The organism is Microbacterium sp. Z12_35, assembly GCF_058310475.1.
On sequence record NZ_JBZEGJ010000001.1, the window covers coordinates 666,380 to 680,922 of the forward strand.

The 14,543-nt window shown below is 68.6% G+C and carries 17 protein-coding genes and 1 tRNA gene; 10 read left to right on the forward strand and 8 right to left on the reverse strand.

Features of this window, described 5'->3' with window-relative positions:
* Nucleotides 1-47 precede the first annotated feature (47 nt).
* The 7 genes from obgE to rsfS are packed head-to-tail and all read left to right on the forward strand — an operon-like array spanning nucleotide 48 to nucleotide 5,981.
* Nucleotides 48-1,547, forward strand: coding sequence for a GTPase ObgE (gene obgE, locus AC4FS1_RS03380; protein WP_491152636.1), 1,500 nt, complete (start codon nucleotides 48-50; stop codon nucleotides 1,545-1,547).
* Entirely contained in the window at nucleotides 1,544-2,395 is an 852-nt protein-coding gene (gene proB / locus AC4FS1_RS03385; protein WP_491152638.1) for a glutamate 5-kinase, read from the forward strand. Before obgE ends, proB begins: the two co-directional genes overlap by 4 nt.
* Nucleotides 2,392-3,651 (forward strand): glutamate-5-semialdehyde dehydrogenase, encoded by a 1,260-nt coding sequence (locus AC4FS1_RS03390; protein ID WP_491152640.1) that lies wholly within the window; start codon nucleotides 2,392-2,394, stop codon nucleotides 3,649-3,651. Before proB ends, AC4FS1_RS03390 begins: the two co-directional genes overlap by 4 nt.
* Nucleotides 3,652-3,700: 49 nt before the next feature.
* Nucleotides 3,701-3,922 carry a hypothetical protein gene (locus AC4FS1_RS03395; RefSeq protein ID WP_491152642.1) on the forward strand — a complete coding sequence of 74 codons (222 nt, stop codon included), beginning with the start codon at nucleotides 3,701-3,703 and terminating at the stop codon, nucleotides 3,920-3,922.
* Nucleotides 3,923-3,931: 9 nt separating this feature from the next.
* The gene (nadD, locus tag AC4FS1_RS03400; protein WP_491152644.1) at nucleotides 3,932-4,528 is read left to right on the forward strand and encodes a nicotinate-nucleotide adenylyltransferase; all 597 of its coding nucleotides are present in this window, start codon (nucleotides 3,932-3,934) and stop codon (nucleotides 4,526-4,528) included.
* Entirely contained in the window at nucleotides 4,525-5,610 is a 1,086-nt protein-coding gene (locus tag AC4FS1_RS03405) for a hypothetical protein (protein WP_491152645.1), read from the forward strand. The genes nadD and AC4FS1_RS03405 overlap by 4 nt, the downstream gene beginning before the upstream one ends.
* The gene (gene rsfS / locus AC4FS1_RS03410; RefSeq protein ID WP_491152647.1) at nucleotides 5,610-5,981 is read left to right on the forward strand and encodes a ribosome silencing factor; all 372 of its coding nucleotides are present in this window, start codon (nucleotides 5,610-5,612) and stop codon (nucleotides 5,979-5,981) included. Before AC4FS1_RS03405 ends, rsfS begins: the two co-directional genes overlap by 1 nt.
* 16 nt (nucleotides 5,982-5,997) lie before the next feature.
* Here rsfS and AC4FS1_RS03415 read toward each other — a convergent pair whose 3' ends face one another.
* Nucleotides 5,998-6,432 (reverse strand): VOC family protein, encoded by a 435-nt coding sequence (locus AC4FS1_RS03415; protein WP_491152649.1) that lies wholly within the window; start codon nucleotides 6,430-6,432, stop codon nucleotides 5,998-6,000.
* A 111-nt stretch (nucleotides 6,433-6,543) separates the two neighbouring features.
* Here AC4FS1_RS03415 and AC4FS1_RS03420 point away from each other — a divergent pair.
* Both AC4FS1_RS03420 and AC4FS1_RS03425 read left to right on the forward strand, forming a co-directional pair.
* Nucleotides 6,544-6,616 (forward strand) — tRNA-Ala (locus AC4FS1_RS03420).
* 94 nt (nucleotides 6,617-6,710) lie between these two features.
* Nucleotides 6,711-6,869: a hypothetical protein gene (locus tag AC4FS1_RS03425; RefSeq protein WP_491152651.1), complete on the forward strand. Its 159-nt coding sequence runs from the start codon at nucleotides 6,711-6,713 to the stop codon at nucleotides 6,867-6,869.
* A gap of 3 nt (nucleotides 6,870-6,872) precedes the next feature.
* On the opposite strand, the gene AC4FS1_RS03430 is transcribed toward AC4FS1_RS03425, so the two are convergent.
* From AC4FS1_RS03430 to AC4FS1_RS03440, 3 genes are all read right to left on the reverse strand, one after another.
* A complete protein-coding gene (locus AC4FS1_RS03430; protein WP_491152653.1) occupies nucleotides 6,873-7,106 on the reverse strand; it encodes a hypothetical protein in 234 nt (77 codons plus the stop codon).
* Nucleotides 7,096-7,257: a hypothetical protein gene (locus AC4FS1_RS03435; RefSeq protein ID WP_491152655.1), complete on the reverse strand. Its 162-nt coding sequence runs from the start codon at nucleotides 7,255-7,257 to the stop codon at nucleotides 7,096-7,098. Before AC4FS1_RS03435 ends, AC4FS1_RS03430 begins: the two co-directional genes overlap by 11 nt.
* A gap of 426 nt (nucleotides 7,258-7,683) precedes the next feature.
* Nucleotides 7,684-8,013 (reverse strand): hypothetical protein, encoded by a 330-nt coding sequence (locus AC4FS1_RS03440; RefSeq protein ID WP_491152657.1) that lies wholly within the window; start codon nucleotides 8,011-8,013, stop codon nucleotides 7,684-7,686.
* Nucleotides 8,014-8,175: 162 nt separating this feature from the next.
* Here AC4FS1_RS03440 and AC4FS1_RS03445 point away from each other — a divergent pair, with 162 nt between their 5' ends.
* Nucleotides 8,176-9,684: an alpha/beta hydrolase gene (locus AC4FS1_RS03445; protein ID WP_491152658.1), complete on the forward strand. Its 1,509-nt coding sequence runs from the start codon at nucleotides 8,176-8,178 to the stop codon at nucleotides 9,682-9,684.
* A gap of 24 nt (nucleotides 9,685-9,708) precedes the next feature.
* Here the strand turns inward: AC4FS1_RS03445 and AC4FS1_RS03450 are convergent, their stop codons facing one another.
* From AC4FS1_RS03450 to AC4FS1_RS03465, 4 genes are read right to left on the reverse strand one after another with little or no spacing between them, the layout of a single operon-like run.
* Nucleotides 9,709-11,082, reverse strand: coding sequence for an amidohydrolase family protein (locus AC4FS1_RS03450; protein ID WP_491152660.1), 1,374 nt, complete (start codon nucleotides 11,080-11,082; stop codon nucleotides 9,709-9,711).
* 34 nt (nucleotides 11,083-11,116) lie between these two features.
* Nucleotides 11,117-12,715, reverse strand: a complete 1,599-nt coding sequence (locus tag AC4FS1_RS03455; RefSeq protein WP_491152661.1) for an ABC transporter permease — start codon at nucleotides 12,713-12,715, stop codon at nucleotides 11,117-11,119.
* Entirely contained in the window at nucleotides 12,712-13,503 is a 792-nt protein-coding gene (locus tag AC4FS1_RS03460) for an ABC transporter ATP-binding protein (protein WP_491152664.1), read from the reverse strand. The genes AC4FS1_RS03455 and AC4FS1_RS03460 overlap by 4 nt, the downstream gene beginning before the upstream one ends.
* Nucleotides 13,500-14,537: an ABC transporter substrate-binding protein gene (locus AC4FS1_RS03465; RefSeq protein ID WP_491152666.1), complete on the reverse strand. Its 1,038-nt coding sequence runs from the start codon at nucleotides 14,535-14,537 to the stop codon at nucleotides 13,500-13,502. The genes AC4FS1_RS03460 and AC4FS1_RS03465 overlap by 4 nt, the downstream gene beginning before the upstream one ends.
* Nucleotides 14,538-14,543: the final 6 nt, after the last annotated feature.

Sequence of the window (14,543 nt, forward strand, 5' to 3'; positions counted from 1 at the left end):
TCCTCCTCCACCCCCGCATCCGCGGCTCACGCCCGAAGGGAAGACCCATGGTCACATTCGTAGACCAGGTGACGCTGCACCTGCGCGCGGGCAAGGGCGGCAACGGATGCGTCTCGGTCAAGCGCGAGAAGTTCAAGCCCCTCGCCGGCCCTGACGGAGGCAACGGCGGACATGGCGGCGACGTCGTGCTCGTCGCCGACCCGCAGGTCACGACGCTGCTCTCCTACCATCACTCCCCGCACCGCTCGGCCGGCAACGGCGGATTCGGCATGGGAGATCACCGTTCCGGTGCGCTCGGCGAGTCGCTCGAGCTGCCCGTTCCGGTGGGCACGGTCGTGAAGTCCGCCGACGGGGAGACGCTCGTCGACATGATCACGCCGGGCATGCGATTCATCGCTGCGCCCGGCGGACAGGGCGGACTCGGCAACGCTGCCCTCGCCTCCACAAAGCGCAAGGCCCCCGGCTTCGCTCTGCTCGGCACTCCCGGGTGGGAGGGTGACCTTGTCCTCGAGCTGAAGACCGTCGCAGATGTCGCACTCGTCGGCTATCCCTCGGCCGGGAAGTCGAGCCTCATCGCCGCCGTCTCGGCGGCGCGACCGAAGATCGCCGACTATCCGTTCACCACGCTGCATCCGAACCTCGGTGTCGTCCAGGCCGGCGACGTGCGGTTCACCATCGCCGATGTCCCCGGGCTCATCGAAGGGGCAAGCGAAGGTCGGGGTCTGGGGCTGGAGTTCCTCCGTCACGTCGAGCGCTGCACGGCACTCGTCCACGTCCTGGACTGCGCCACACTGGAGCCCGGCCGCGATCCGCTCAGCGACCTCGATGTCATCCTCGCCGAACTGGCCGCCTACCCTGTTCCGGAAGGCCAAACCCCCCTGGTGGATCGCCCGCAGCTGGTGGCGCTGAACAAGGTGGACGTTCCCGAGGCGAAAGAACTGGCCGCACTCGTCCGCCCCGATCTGGAAGCGCGCGGATTCCGGGTCTTCGAGATTTCCACCGTTTCCCGTTCTGGTCTGCGCGAACTCACGTTCGCGCTGGGGGAGCTCATCGAGCACCACCGCGCGGAGCTTGCCGCGACCGAGCCTGCCGAGCGCATCGTCATCCGCCCGAAGGGCTCCGAGCGCGACTTCAGCGTGCGGGTCGAGGGCGGCACCTACGGCCCGGTCTACCGCATCCTCGGTGCCAAGCCGCTGCGGTGGGTTCAGCAGACCGACTTCCAGAACGACGAGGCCGTCGGTTATCTTGCCGACCGCCTGGAACGCCTCGGCGTGGAGGACGAACTGTTGCGCGTGGGGGCGACGCCCGGCGCGACCGTCGTCATCGGTGAGGGCGACGGCGTCGTCTTCGACTGGCAGCCGTCCCTGTCCTCCGCTGCGGAGCTCATGACCGCCCCCCGTGGCACGGACCCGCGCCTGGACGAGAACCCCCGTCGCACCACCTCCCAGCGCCGCGAGCGCTACCACGAGCGCATGGATGCGAAGGCTGACGCCCGCGCAGAGCTCGAGGTTGAGCGACTGGCGAGACGGGACGGAGACGGCGGATGACCGCGCTCACGCGGTCCGAGGTCCCCGGGGCCGATCGAGTCGTGGTGAAGGTCGGTTCGTCCTCGATCAGCGGTGACAACGCGCACCGTATCGATCTCATCGTGGAGGCCCTGGCTGCGGCGCACGCCCGCGGCACGGAGATCGTCCTGGTTTCTTCGGGCGCGATAGCCACCGCCCTGCCGTTCCTCGACCTCGCCGGACGCCCGACCGACCTGGCGACGCAGCAGGCGGCGGCCGCGGTCGGTCAGAACGTGCTCATGTGGCGCTACCAGACCTCGCTCGACCGCTTCGGGCTCCTTGCCGGGCAGGTGCTGCTCACCGCGGGCGACCTGGAGAACGCCACCTCTCGTTCCAACGCCCGCCGCGCTATGGAGCGACTCCTCGGGTTACGCATCCTCCCGATCGTCAATGAGAACGACACCGTCGCCACCCACGAGATTCGCTTCGGTGACAACGACCGGCTGGCAGCTCTGGTGTCGGCGCTCCTGGGTGCCGATGCGTTGATTCTCCTCAGCGACATCGAATGCCTCTACACCCGCCCCCCGGGGGACCCGGGTGCCCGCCCCATCCCCGCGATCGAGTTCGGAGACGACCTGCAGGGTTACGAATTCGGAAGCATGGTCGTCAACAGCGTGGGGACCGGGGGAGCGGCGACGAAAGTGTCGGCCGCGCGGCTTGCTGCGGCTTCCGGAGTGGGCGTACTCGTCACCAGCGCCGACCTCGTGGCCGATGCGCTCAGCGGGCGCGACATCGGCACCTGGTTCCACCCCGACCCCGACGCGACGGCGCCGGCACCGACCGGCCCCGTCGGGACCGTCACCACCCCCATCGGTAGACTGAGCGGATGACCGTCGTCGCCACATCCGCACGCGAGAGGATGCTTCTCGCTCACGATGCTTCGCGCTCCGTCGGGTTGCTGGACGCCGCTCGCAAGGAAGAGCTTCTGCGTGCGATCGCCGGCCGGCTGGAGGCCGATGCCGGGCCCATCGTCGCCGCGAACGCCGAAGACCTCTCGCGCGGTCACGAGAACGGGATCGGCGAGGCGCTGCTGGACCGCCTCCGCATGGACGAACCGCGCGTGTCGGCTCTCGCGGCCGCAGTGCGGCAGATCGCTGAGCTCCCGGACCCGGTGGGCCGCGTTCTCGACGAACGGACCCTGCCCAGTGGCCTGCGGCTGCAGAAGATTTCGGTGCCGTTCGGAGTGGTGGGCACCATCTACGAAGCCCGGCCCAACGTGACGGTCGACATCGCTGCCCTCGCGCTCCGCTCCGGCAACGCCGTCGTGCTCCGCGGTGGGAGTGCCGCGGAGCAGACGAACGCGGCGCTCGTTCGCAGCATGCGCGCCGCATTGGTCGACGTGGGCGTGAATCCGGACGCGGTACAGACCGTGGACGAGTTCGGCCGTGACGGTGCCCGTGAGCTGATGCAGGCTCGCGGCATCGTGGATGTCCTCGTGCCGCGCGGAAGCGCGCAGCTGATCGAAACGGTCGTGACCGAGTCGCTCGTGCCGGTCATCGAGACCGGCGCAGGTGTCGTCCACATCGTCCTCGACGCGACGGCGCGCGCGGACTGGGCACGGGACATCGTCGTCAATGCCAAGGTCCAGCGTCCGAGCGTCTGCAACGCGGTGGAGACGGTCCTGGTGCACCGTGACGCCGCCGAGCGCGTCCTGCCGGGCGTTCTCGCCGCGTTGGATGAGGCGGGCGTCACCGTTCACGGAGACGAGGCGGTCGTGCGTCTGCATCCCCGCGCTGTCCCTGCGACCGAGGAGGACTGGGCGACCGAATACCTCAGCCTCGACGTCGCGGTACGCATCGTCGCCGACCTCGACGATGCCCTCGCTCACATCCGGCGGTATTCGACGCACCACACCGAGTCGATCGTCACCGATGATGCCGCCAATGCGGAACGGTTCCTCGCCGAGGTGGACTCGGCTGTGGTCATGGTGAACGCATCGACGCGGTTCACGGACGGCGGCGAGTTCGGCTTCGGTGCTGAGGTCGGTATCTCGACGCAGAAGCTCCACGCCCGCGGGCCGATGGGGCTTGCGGAGCTGACCAGCTCGAAGTGGCTGGCGCGCGGCGACGGGCAGATCCGCACATGAGCGCACTAAAATGGCAGGGCGCGTCGCGCTCGACCCGAACGGAGACCCGATGACCACCGCCACGTTGATCGCCCTGGCCGCTGCGGAGGCGGAGCATCACGGCAACGTCGCCCTCGAGACGTTCTGGTACGGCGCTGTGGCCCTCGCGGTTTTCGCCCTCCTCGGGATCGTGACGCTGTCCTACCGCAACGTGGCCAACCGTCACGCACCGAAGGCGGAGGCATACGCTCGCACCCACCCGGCACCGAGCCACGAGGGACACGGCCACTAGGCCCACTGGATGTCGGGGGAGCGCGCGGCGCGGATCGGGGTCATGGGCGGGACTTTCGATCCCATCCACAACGGTCACCTGGTTGCGGCCAGCGAAGTGGCACAGGGCTTCGGGCTCGACGAGGTCATCTTCGTGCCGACCGGTATGCCGTGGCACAAGCAAGAGGTCTCGCCGAGCGAACACCGTTACCTCATGACGGTGATCGCCACCGCGTCCAACCCGCAGTTCAGCGTCAGCCGGGTGGACATCGACAGGATCGGGATCACGTACACGATCGACACTCTGCGCGACCTGCAGGCCCAACGCCCGGGCGCCGAGCTGTTTTTCATCTCCGGTGCGGATGCCGTGGCGCAGATTCTCAGTTGGAGGGACCATGATGAGTTGTGGGACCTCGCGCACTTCGTCGCGGTGTCACGGCCCGGCCACGTACTGAGCACGGAAGGGCTGCCCACCGAAGACGTCAGCCAACTCGAGATCCCGGCGCTGGCGATCTCGTCTACCGACTGTCGGGACCGCGTCCGCCGAGGACACCCCGTGTGGTACCTCGTCCCCGACGGGGTCGTTCAGTACATCGCAAAGCACCACCTTTACCGGAGCAAGGCATGAGCACACCAGATCAGCCCGAGACGACTCCGCTGACCCGTCGCCGCATCCGCGAGATCCGCGCGACCGGCGCCAACCCCATCATTCCTCCGCCAACGGAGGAAGAGGCCGGCGATTCGCCCGCCGAGACCGTTGTACCGGAGCCGGTCGCCGCAGCACCCACCCCGCTGCCGCGCGCCGCCGAACCCGCCCCGGTTGCTCCCGCACCCCTGCCCGACACTTCCATCGACCTCGGAGTGACCGCCCTGACGCGCCGCCAGGCCCGGGCGCAGGAGCGCATCCGCACCGCCTCGGTCCCCGTCATCCAGCCCGACATGCTGTCGGACGCGTCGGCGGCTGCCGTGCCGCCCGCGACGGACGCGCCGACGGCATCGGAGGAGACGCCCGAGGATGAGGTTCCCGCCGACCCGCGACCGGAGCCGGAGCCGACCGGCGCGCAGCCGGATGCTGCACAAGAGGCGGAAACCGACGCCGGGGTTGCCGAGCCCGAAGCGCAAGAGGCCGAAGGGCAAGAGGCCGAAGCCGATTCTGGTCCGATCGCCCACCTCCCACGCCCCGCCGAGGACGAAGAGGCGCCCGCGCCGTCCGTGGTGAATCCGGAGCTGGGCTCCGGCCTGCTTGCCGGCCAGACGCCTCCCGTTTCCGCCCCGTCCTCATTCGATCAGCTGATTGCGCGCGGCAGTTCTGCGACCGGGTCCATCGCGACGCCGAACGCGTTGATCCTCTCCCAGACGCCCAGCGCGGCCCCGCTCTCACCGATATCGGCGACGGGCGAGCTCCTCATCACGGGCTCGTTCGACCTGCCTGCCGGGCTGGGGTCTGTCGGGCACGCGCACGGAACCACGGACGGCAAAGACGTCGACGCCGTCCTCATCGACGGCGAGCTCCCTGCCTCGTCCTCCCCGACACCGATCGCCGCGAGCGCGGCGATCAGCACCGCGCGACACCCCGGCGAGGAGATCATCCGACCGCCGGCACCTGAGAAGGGCAACCGATTGATGCTTGCCCTGGTGATCACCGCCGGCGTCCTTGCCCTCGCCCTCGTCGGTGTGCTCATCGCCGCCGTCACAACCGGAGTCTTCTGATGGCCGCCACCGAGTCCTCGCGGACGATGCTCGACATCGCCGCCCACGCCGCCGATTCCAAGGGTGGCGAAGACCTCGTCGCGCTCGACGTCTCGCAGCCGCTTCCGCTCGTCGACATCTTCCTCATCGCCACGGGGCGAAACGAACGCAACGTCGCTGCGATCGCCGACGAGATCGAAGCGAAGCTCCTGGAAGGCGGACACAAACGCCTACGCCGGGAGGGTCGGGCGGAGTCGCGCTGGATTCTGCTGGACTTCGGCGACCTCGTCGTGCATGTCTTCCACGAGCAGGAGCGCGTGTACTACGGGCTCGAGCGCCTCTGGAAGGACTGTCCGGTCGTCCCCATCGACCTTCCCGCACACGCGGAGTAGCGTCGCGACGACGCCCTCACTGCAGGCAGAACTCGTTCCCCTCGGGATCGCGCAGCTGCCAGTAGCGCTCCGGCCACGGCCCCCAGTTCTGCTCCACCAGCCGAACGACCTCGGCACCGAGAGCGACCAGGCGGTCCTTCTCTGCGTCGAGGGTCGCCGCGTCCACCTGCAGCTGACCGTCCGGCCGATCGGCGGTGAGGTCGATGTGCAGGCGATTGCGCTCCGTCTTCGGTCCGTCGGCATGGTGGAAGAACATCCGCGGGCCTTTCCCCGTCGGATCCTCCGCCAGTCCGCGATGGGAGAGGTCTTCCTCCGTCAGCCCGTTGGCCAGGAGCATATCCCGCAGCTCGCCCTCGAACTCGATATGGGGGTACCCGAACACGTCCGACCAGAAACGCGCGAGTTTCGGCGGGTCATCCGCATAGATGACGATGTTTCCCAGTGACGGCATAGCGCATCCCTTCGTTGCCAGCACGATATCGACCGCCGCCGACAGCCGCCGCGGTTCGAGAGCCTCGGCGGGATGTAGTAGTCTTGCGTAGTTGCCTCGTGAGGCAGCTTCGGGCCTGTGGCGCAGCTGGTAGCGCACCTGCATGGCATGCAGGGGGTCAGGGGTTCGAGTCCCCTCAGGTCCACCGAAAGACCCCCGTCATTGCGGGGGTCTTCGTGTTTTCACCCTTCATGCCGCGCCGGTGATGCGGGCACTATCGTCGGTCCAGTGCCCGGATTGTGTCCAGAGGCACCGCCGGAAGGGGCTCCATCACCCTCGACGCGGTCGGCACGTTCGCCCGCCGGACCGGCGTGACGGAGATCGAAGCGGACGACAGAGGGGCGCTGCGCACGAAGGTGCCCGACGGCTGGCAGCTGCTGAGCGTCCGCACGCTCTAGCCCTCAGCCACGCGGCTCGGATAGTGGCGGGCGCGGTTTCCTGAGCTCGAGGGCCGTGACGACGGTGGCCGAGATCCCTGTGATGAGGAGCGTGAGCGCTCCCCACAGCCCACCCCACATCTCGAGGTATATCGCGCCAGCCAGCATGAGGAGCCCGAGGATCGTCACCGCGATACCCATGACGTGGACGACCTTGTAAAGGCGACGGTTCACACTGCTCTGTGGGTTATTCGTCATGGCGGGGAACCTGGCCTTCTCCCGGCTCGTCGAGTTCGAGTTCCTTGCCGCTGTTACGGAGTGCGACAGCGAGTGTGATGAAAGCCGCGATTGTTCCTATCGACGTGATGACGATGACCAGCGCCTCGGCGTCCAGGCCGCCTGCGAACACAGCGACGACCGTCGCGCCTTATACCAGAATCGCGAGAACCCAGAGCCAGAGGATGTGGTTCTTCATCACCGTCACCCCCGAAGGTCTCCCGCATAGGGAACCACAGGCGTGCAGCTGTGCGCCAGTGGGTCCCCCAGTGCTCCTGGAGCCGGCGGCCGGTGACTGGATACGGGGCAGGGTGACCGCATTGGTGACCTCCACAGGCAACACCAGGATCACCCAGGAATCACGCATGGCATGCAGGGGTCAGGGGTTCGAGTCACCTCAGGTCCACGAAACACCCCGGGAGACCGGGGGTTTTCGCGTTGCGGGGCGTGTTGCGGCCCCGGCGATGCGCACACCTCGGCCTGGCCGAGGCATCGCGGGGGCACCTGAGGAAACGCTGTCATCCGGTACCGCGCGAGGGCAGGGCGGTGGCAAGGACGGTCAGTCTCCGCCACCGCCCCCGCCGCCACCGTCGCCGCCGCCACCGTCGCCGGAGTCACCGTCATGACCGATGGTGCGGTCGTGGTCACCGGACCCCGCGGCCGCGGCCGAGCCGTCGGAGCCGTCAGCAGCCGTCTTCGACCCCTTCGCCTTCTCGGATTCCCACAGCGAGAACGCGACGGCGAGCGAGGCGCCGATACCGATGCCGACGGCGATACCGGCGCCGATGTTTCCCATCGCGACACCGATGGCTGCGCCGATGGCGACGCCCAGGGGAATACCGGCCGCCCACGCCGTGCCGTTCAGCTGCTTCTCGTCGTCCGTCGCCATACGAAGCACCCTACGAAGGCTACGTCGGGATCTCCTCCCCCTCCCGGGGGAGAGGCCCCCTCCGTCTTCGGTCGTGGGGCAACCCGGTGGTGGGAGGACACCCTCGCGCGGAACGCCGGCGGCGACTATCGTGTGCGGCATCAAGCCCGGGGGAGAGCACCCATGCGTGAGATCGATCGTGTCCTGCTGGACCTCAAAGCGATCGGGGACCGCCTGATCGAACTCCTCGGTGGCCGCGCCGACGAGTTTCAGGCCGCGCTCCTCGCACTTCTCGGGGAGCTCGACGGCGATGACAGTCGAGCTGCCGCGAGCGATACCGTGCAGCTGGTCCGCCGTTACACGCAGACCCCTGAGGGCGATCCGGACGACCGCATCACAGACCTTCTCGCGAGCACGGCGACGCTCGGGCCCGCCCTCGCGGCGCACGAGGCCCCCCTGGCTGAGGTGTTCGATCCCGCCGGGACGACGTTCTCCGTGGATGACGCGGCCGGCCCGCCCTCGAGCGATTTCCTCGACATCGCTCCTGTCGGCGTCCCTCCGTTCGACGCGGACGCGCTCACTGCCGTCGAGGACGTGCTGACGTCGGCGGACGTCGTGAGGCCGCCGAACGCGAAGCACGTGCTCGTGCCGATCTGGTATGCGACCGACCGCGACCACCGGCCGGGGGAGGGACCGTCCGACCGTTTCGGCAGCGAGCGGAGTACAGCGGAGAACGGCACCTTTCTTCGCTACGGAACCGTGACGGTCAGCATCCCGGATGTCCACGAAGCGGGGGAGAAGGAGCGCCCGAAGTGGTACAAACCGTGGCAGCAGGAGGACCCCGACCTGCACATCGTGGTCCGAAGCATCCGGGAGCTCGGCCACGACGCCTGGATGAGGTCCCTGCGATACGGGCTCCAGAGTGGGAAACCTGCCGGCACCGACACCCGGGGCGACGTCCTGGTCTTCGTGCACGGGTACAACACGACGTGGGGTGATGCCGCGAGAACCGCGGCCCAGTTCACCTGGGACCTGGGGTTCCAAGGCCGCACCGTGATGTACTCCTGGCCCTCCCGCGGCACGTTCCTGGGCTATGGAAGGGATGAGGACCAGGTGCTCTGGGCGCAGGACCACTTCACCGGGCTTCTCCAGGACGTGCTGGCGAACAGTGGCGCGCGCCGGGTGCATCTGGTCGCCCACAGCATGGGCAATCGCCTGACGACCAACGCGCTGAGATCCATCGCCGAAGAGAACACCGTCTACCGGACCCCGGTCCGTGAGATCGTCTTCGCCGCGCCGGACGTCGACCGAGACACCTTCGGCGAGTTCGCTCGGCGCTTCAACGACCTGGTCGCCTCCTTCGAACCGCCCAGGGCGCCGCACCTGACTCTGTACACGTGCGGCGTGGACTCAGCGCTCGATTTCTCTCGCCTCCTGCACGGCAACTTCTTCCGCGCCGGCGATGCTCGCGACGGCATCCTCGTCGCCCTTCCCATGGACACGATCGAGGTGACCCGCATCGTCGTGGAGGAAACCCGTGACGACTGGACGGGCCACGCCTACTTCTGCACCAACCCGCGCGTGATCGACGATCTCAACCGCCTCGTGCTCCAGGGCGCGACCCCGACCGAGCGACACCACGAGCACAGCGAGTCCTACTGGCGGATGAGGTCGGTGAACGATCTCGGCTGAGGAAGCCGCGGGGCGTCGATCAGCTCACGCGATCCGGTCGGCGAGTTCGCGCTGCCGGCGACGCGCCCTGGCATGGATCTCGGCGGCATCGACGGTGGTGCTGACGCCTTCTTCGACGACGCGCTGACCATCGACGTAGACATCCCGGACGTCGCGGCCGCTGGCGCACTCGTAGAGGAACGCCTCCTCGGAGTCGTATCCGGCGGCGTCCGGGCTGTCCATGGAGATGACGACGAGGTCCGCGCGCTTGCCGACCTCGATCGAACCGATGACCGCGCCCAATCCCATCGAGCGCGCGCCGCCGACGATCGCCATTTCGAGCGGCTCACGCGGGTCGATCTCATTGCGGTTGTGGCGGTGCACCCCTTCCACCAGCTGCTGGCCGACGCGCGTGATCATCGCGATGCGGAAGAGATCGAGGGTGCCGAGGGATGCGACCCCATCCGACCCGAGGCCGATGTCCACACCGCGCCGCCACATCCGCACCGCCGGTGCCGGGCCGATGCCGAAGTTCCCCTTCGCGCAGTGCGCGGCGGAAACGCCACTGCGGGCGTAGGCGGCGATGTCTTCGTCACCCACGAGGACGGAGTGCGCGCCGTGGAGGGTGTCCGTGAAGACTCCGAGATGTTGCAGATACTCCACCGGTCGCCGACCGAAGTGCTCCAGGGCGTAGTCGATCTCGTAGGTGCCCTCGACCAGGTGCGTGTGCACCTTCACGCCCCGAGCGCGTGCCTCGCGATGGATGTCGACGACGAGGCCGGGAGAGCAGGCGACGATCTGGCGCAGTGACATGCCCCCCGTGACGCGCACCGATCCGTCGGGAGCGGCGCGGTGCTGTTCGACAACGTCGATGTTGCGTTGGACCGCTTCGTCGCTCGTCAGCTGCATGGAGCCGGGAATCCGCGCGCCGCCGTCCATCGTGTTCTGCGACACGACCCCGCGGATGCCGGCGTGCCACGCTGCCCGGGCCATCGCCGAGGGGTGCGGCCCTCCCGCTTCGAAGAAGGCCGTCGTCCCTGTGGCGAGCATGCTCGAGTACGCCAGAAGGCCGGAAAGCTCCACGTCGTCCTCGTCGAGATTCGCCTCGAAGGGGACGAGGTACTCGCGCCACGTGGGGACGCGCAGCTCGCGCGTGCGGCGCATGTCGGTGAGCAGGCCGCGCATCATCGTCTGTGCAGTGTGGATATGGGCATCGACGAGTCCGGGGATGACGATCCGGCCCCCGAGATCGCGGCTCGCGGCGGGAGCGACGCGCGTGCGGACATCGGCGGTGGGGCCGATGTCGACGATCGCGCCGTCGGCAATGGCGATCGCACCGTCGCGGATGACGGTGCGATCGGTGTCGAACGCGACGATGTAGGCGTGCTCGAGCACGAGATCGACGGGGCGGGGGTGCATGGTGCTCCTCGGAGTGCAGGGTCGGGTGGGGCTGTCAGGCGAGGCCGAGGCGGCGCGTCACGACGCGGTCGAGCCATCCGATGGCCCCGTAGGCCAGGAGAGCGACGACCACCAGCAGAATTCCGGCGGCCCAGAGCGTGTAGTAGTCGGCGAGGATGGATGACTGCGTGAGCAGCTGACCGAGCCCCTTACCGGTGGCGAGCCATTCGGCCAGGGTCGCTCCGCCGATCGCGCCGGGGACGGCGATCCTCGCCGCCGCGGTGATCGAGGGGAGCGCGTACTGCAGCCGGACGAACCGGGCGGCGTGTCCGGCGGAACCGCCCGACGCGCGCACGACATCCAGTGCACCCTCGGGGGCAGCGCGCAGCCCGGCCATCACCGTCACGAGAGTGGGGAAGAAGGTCACGAGAGTGACGAGGACGGTCACCCCGAGCAGACCGCGCCCGAACATGAGCATCAGCAGCGGGGTGAGGGCGAGGAGCGGCACCGAACGCAGCACGATCGCGAAGGGCATGACCGCTCGGCCGAGCGCCGGCACCGCCACGAACAGGATCGCGACGCCCACGGCGACCACGGTGCCGACGAGGAAGCCTACCGAGGCATCGAGCAGGGTCTGGCCGAGCCCACCCAGGAACACCTCCCAGAACTCCGAGGCCGGCGCGCCGGTCCGAGGGTTTCCCGCGACCAGGAACCCGGCGATATCCACGGGGGTTTTCGTGAAGAACTCGGGAAGCTCGAACACGGTGCGCAGCGACTGCCAGAATCCGATCAACAGCAGGAGCGAGAGCGCGGCTGCCGTGAGCGTCTGCCACCGTGGGAGGACGGCGCGCTCGGTGCCGGCGACGCCGGTCCCGACACCGGCACCTCGCCCGGCCCACGGGGCGAGGATGCGCGCGGCGAGGGTGACCAGGCCGTAGCCGATCGCCGCCAGCGCGCCGATGAAGATGGCGATTCCCCACGTGCGATCGGTGAGGAACGACTGCTGCGAGGTCACGATGATCGCGCCGAGGCCCCGATCGGAGCCGAAGAACTCGCTGATGACGGCGCCGAGGATGGCCGCGGGTACCGCGATCTGCAAGCCGGCGATCATCTGCGGCACCGCACTCGCGGCGCGGACGAAGCGAAGCCTGGCGAGGTTGCGACCGCCGCTGGCTGTCACAACGTCGAGGGCGGCAGCGTCGGTGGAGCGCAGTCCCAGCAGCAGGCCGATCAGGAGGGGGAAGTACACCTGCAGCGCCGCGATGACGATGCGCGAGACTTCGCCGGGCAGAGCCACCATCAGGATCGGCGCGATCGCCACGAACGGCACGACGTGCACGACCACGGCGACACGCATGACGATCGGCTCGCTCACGGGCAGCACCAGGCAGAGACAGGTCAGCGGAACGATCACGACGATCGCCCAGAAGAGCCCAGCTGCCGCAACGCCCAGCGTCACCGCCGTGTTGATCATCAGCAGACCCCAGTCGGCTGCGATCTGCGCGACGAGCTCCCACGGATACGGGACGATGCCGGTGGACGCGAACCCCGCAGCGACCGCGCACCACAGGACGATCATCGTCGCGATCGTCAGCGCCCCGATGCGGAGGCCGGTACGCCGCGCGCGTGCGGAGGTCAGGACCGCGGTAGTCATGCCGCCGAGCTGGACTGGTCCCGGGCCGCGAACAGCAGCTCCGACAGTCGGTCGCGGTAACCATGGAACTCTTCGGTCCGCTGCACCTCGGGGCGGCGGGGCCGGGGGATATCGATCGGCAACTCTTCGACGATGCGTCCCGGGCGGGCCGCCATGACCAGCACCCGGTCGGAGAGGAACACCGCCTCGTCGAGGGAATGCGTCACGAGCAGAGTCGTCGTGGGCCGCTCGGTCCAGATCCTCTGCAATTCCACGTTCATCGACCGGCGCGTCATGTCATCCAAGGCGCCGAACGGCTCATCCAGCAGGAGCACCTGCGGTTCGAGGACGAGCGAGCGGGCGATGGCGACGCGCTGACGCATCCCGCCGGACAGCTGCGCGGGACGGGCATCCTCGAACCCCTGGAGGCCGGTCAACGCGACCAGGTCCGCGATCGCCTTCCGGTCGACGCGGCGTCCGGCGACTTGCAGCGGAAGGGCGATGTTTGCTGTCACGGACCGCCAGGGAAGGAGCGCTGAGTCCTGGAACGCCACCCCGATCTCATGCTGGGCCTGGACCTCCTGGGGTGGACGACCGAGCACGCTCAGGGTGCCTGCTGTCGGCGCCTCCAACCCCGCGAACATGCGCAGCAAGGTCGACTTGCCGCACCCGGATGGTCCGATGAGGGCGCTGAAGGACCCGGGAGCAGTGCGCAGCGTCACGCCCGACAGTGCCTCCACGACGCCCCTGCCCGTCGAGAAGCGCTTGGCGACCGAGTGCGTCTCCAAGCCCCCGGCAGCCGAGCTCATTCGAAGACCTCCTCGCCGACGGTGAGGTCGAAGATGTCGGTGGCCTGCTGCTGGATGCCGACGGCGTCGTAGAAGGACTGCAGCTCCGCCAGAGCCTCGTCGTCCACCTTGAGCAGCCCCGTGTCCTCCGTGTTGCGCTGGGCCAGCTCAGCCCAGATGACTGCGCCCTCGGTCTGCGTCTCGAGCTCGAGGCCGAGCTGCTCCCCGTACGCGTCGAACACGATCTGCCCGGCGGCCTCCGGGTCACCCACGGCGTACTCCGTGCCGAGCTTGAGGGCGGTGAGCATGCCCACGATCTGCGCGCGCTCCTCCTCGTCCTGCAACGATTCCTCCCGCACGACGAACACGCCGCTCCAGCGGCTGTATCCGTAGTCGGCCAGCGGGATCGACGTCACATCCAGGCCCTGAGCGGCGAGCACGACCGGCTGGTTGGGCAGGGTGCCGGTGATGGCGTCCACCTCGCCCGATGCGAGGGCTGCGGGGTCGGAACCGACAAGCACCTGCTCGATGTCGGTCGGGTCCACGCCCACGAGGTCGAAGAACGGGGTGTACACGGGGACGTCGGTCTGCGACATACCGAGCTTGCGTCCAGCCAGATCGGCGGGCTCTTCGATCCCGGATCCGGCAAGCGTGATGATGGCCGAGGAGGTGGTCTGATACGTCGCCGCGATTCCCACGAGCCCCGATCCGGCGGCCACCGAGTTCGCCAGCGCCTCGGCGGAGAGCACGCCCATGAGGGCGTTGCCACCGGCGATCTGCGCGTCTGCACTCACGTCCGGGCCACCGGGAAGGATTTCGATGTCGATGCCTTCGTCGGCGAAGTACCCGTTCTGGTCCGCGACGATGGTGGACATGTTCTCCACATTCGGCAGCCAGCCCAGCTGGATTGCGGCGGGGGTCAGCGCATCCTCGGACGAATCTGCCGAGGAGGTGGCGCCCGGCGCGCAGGCGGCGAGGAGAGTGCCGACCGCGGCAAGGGCCACACCGGCCGTGATGCGACGTGCGACGGTGCGGGAGTTCGGGTTCGAGTTCATGGTGTC

What these genes read in the sequence shown, in the direction of transcription:
- obgE (WP_491152636.1), top strand. Translation starts at nt 48, where the DNA reads ATGGTCACATTCGTAGACCAGGTGACGCTGCACCTGCGCGCGGGCAAG.
- proB (WP_491152638.1), top strand. Translation starts at nt 1,544, where the DNA reads ATGACCGCGCTCACGCGGTCCGAGGTCCCCGGGGCCGATCGAGTCGTG.
- AC4FS1_RS03390 (WP_491152640.1), top strand. Translation starts at nt 2,392, where the DNA reads ATGACCGTCGTCGCCACATCCGCACGCGAGAGGATGCTTCTCGCTCAC.
- AC4FS1_RS03395 (WP_491152642.1), top strand. Translation starts at nt 3,701, where the DNA reads ATGACCACCGCCACGTTGATCGCCCTGGCCGCTGCGGAGGCGGAGCAT.
- nadD (WP_491152644.1), top strand. Translation starts at nt 3,932, where the DNA reads ATGTCGGGGGAGCGCGCGGCGCGGATCGGGGTCATGGGCGGGACTTTC.
- AC4FS1_RS03405 (WP_491152645.1), top strand. Translation starts at nt 4,525, where the DNA reads ATGAGCACACCAGATCAGCCCGAGACGACTCCGCTGACCCGTCGCCGC.
- rsfS (WP_491152647.1), top strand. Translation starts at nt 5,610, where the DNA reads ATGGCCGCCACCGAGTCCTCGCGGACGATGCTCGACATCGCCGCCCAC.
- AC4FS1_RS03415 (WP_491152649.1), bottom strand. Translation starts at nt 6,432, where the DNA reads ATGCCGTCACTGGGAAACATCGTCATCTATGCGGATGACCCGCCGAAA.
- AC4FS1_RS03430 (WP_491152653.1), bottom strand. Translation starts at nt 7,106, where the DNA reads ATGACGAATAACCCACAGAGCAGTGTGAACCGTCGCCTTTACAAGGTC.
- AC4FS1_RS03440 (WP_491152657.1), bottom strand. Translation starts at nt 8,013, where the DNA reads ATGGCGACGGACGACGAGAAGCAGCTGAACGGCACGGCGTGGGCGGCC.
- AC4FS1_RS03445 (WP_491152658.1), top strand. Translation starts at nt 8,176, where the DNA reads ATGCGTGAGATCGATCGTGTCCTGCTGGACCTCAAAGCGATCGGGGAC.
- AC4FS1_RS03450 (WP_491152660.1), bottom strand. Translation starts at nt 11,082, where the DNA reads ATGCACCCCCGCCCCGTCGATCTCGTGCTCGAGCACGCCTACATCGTC.
- AC4FS1_RS03455 (WP_491152661.1), bottom strand. Translation starts at nt 12,715, where the DNA reads ATGACTACCGCGGTCCTGACCTCCGCACGCGCGCGGCGTACCGGCCTC.
- AC4FS1_RS03460 (WP_491152664.1), bottom strand. Translation starts at nt 13,503, where the DNA reads ATGAGCTCGGCTGCCGGGGGCTTGGAGACGCACTCGGTCGCCAAGCGC.
- AC4FS1_RS03465 (WP_491152666.1), bottom strand. Translation starts at nt 14,537, where the DNA reads ATGAACTCGAACCCGAACTCCCGCACCGTCGCACGTCGCATCACGGCC.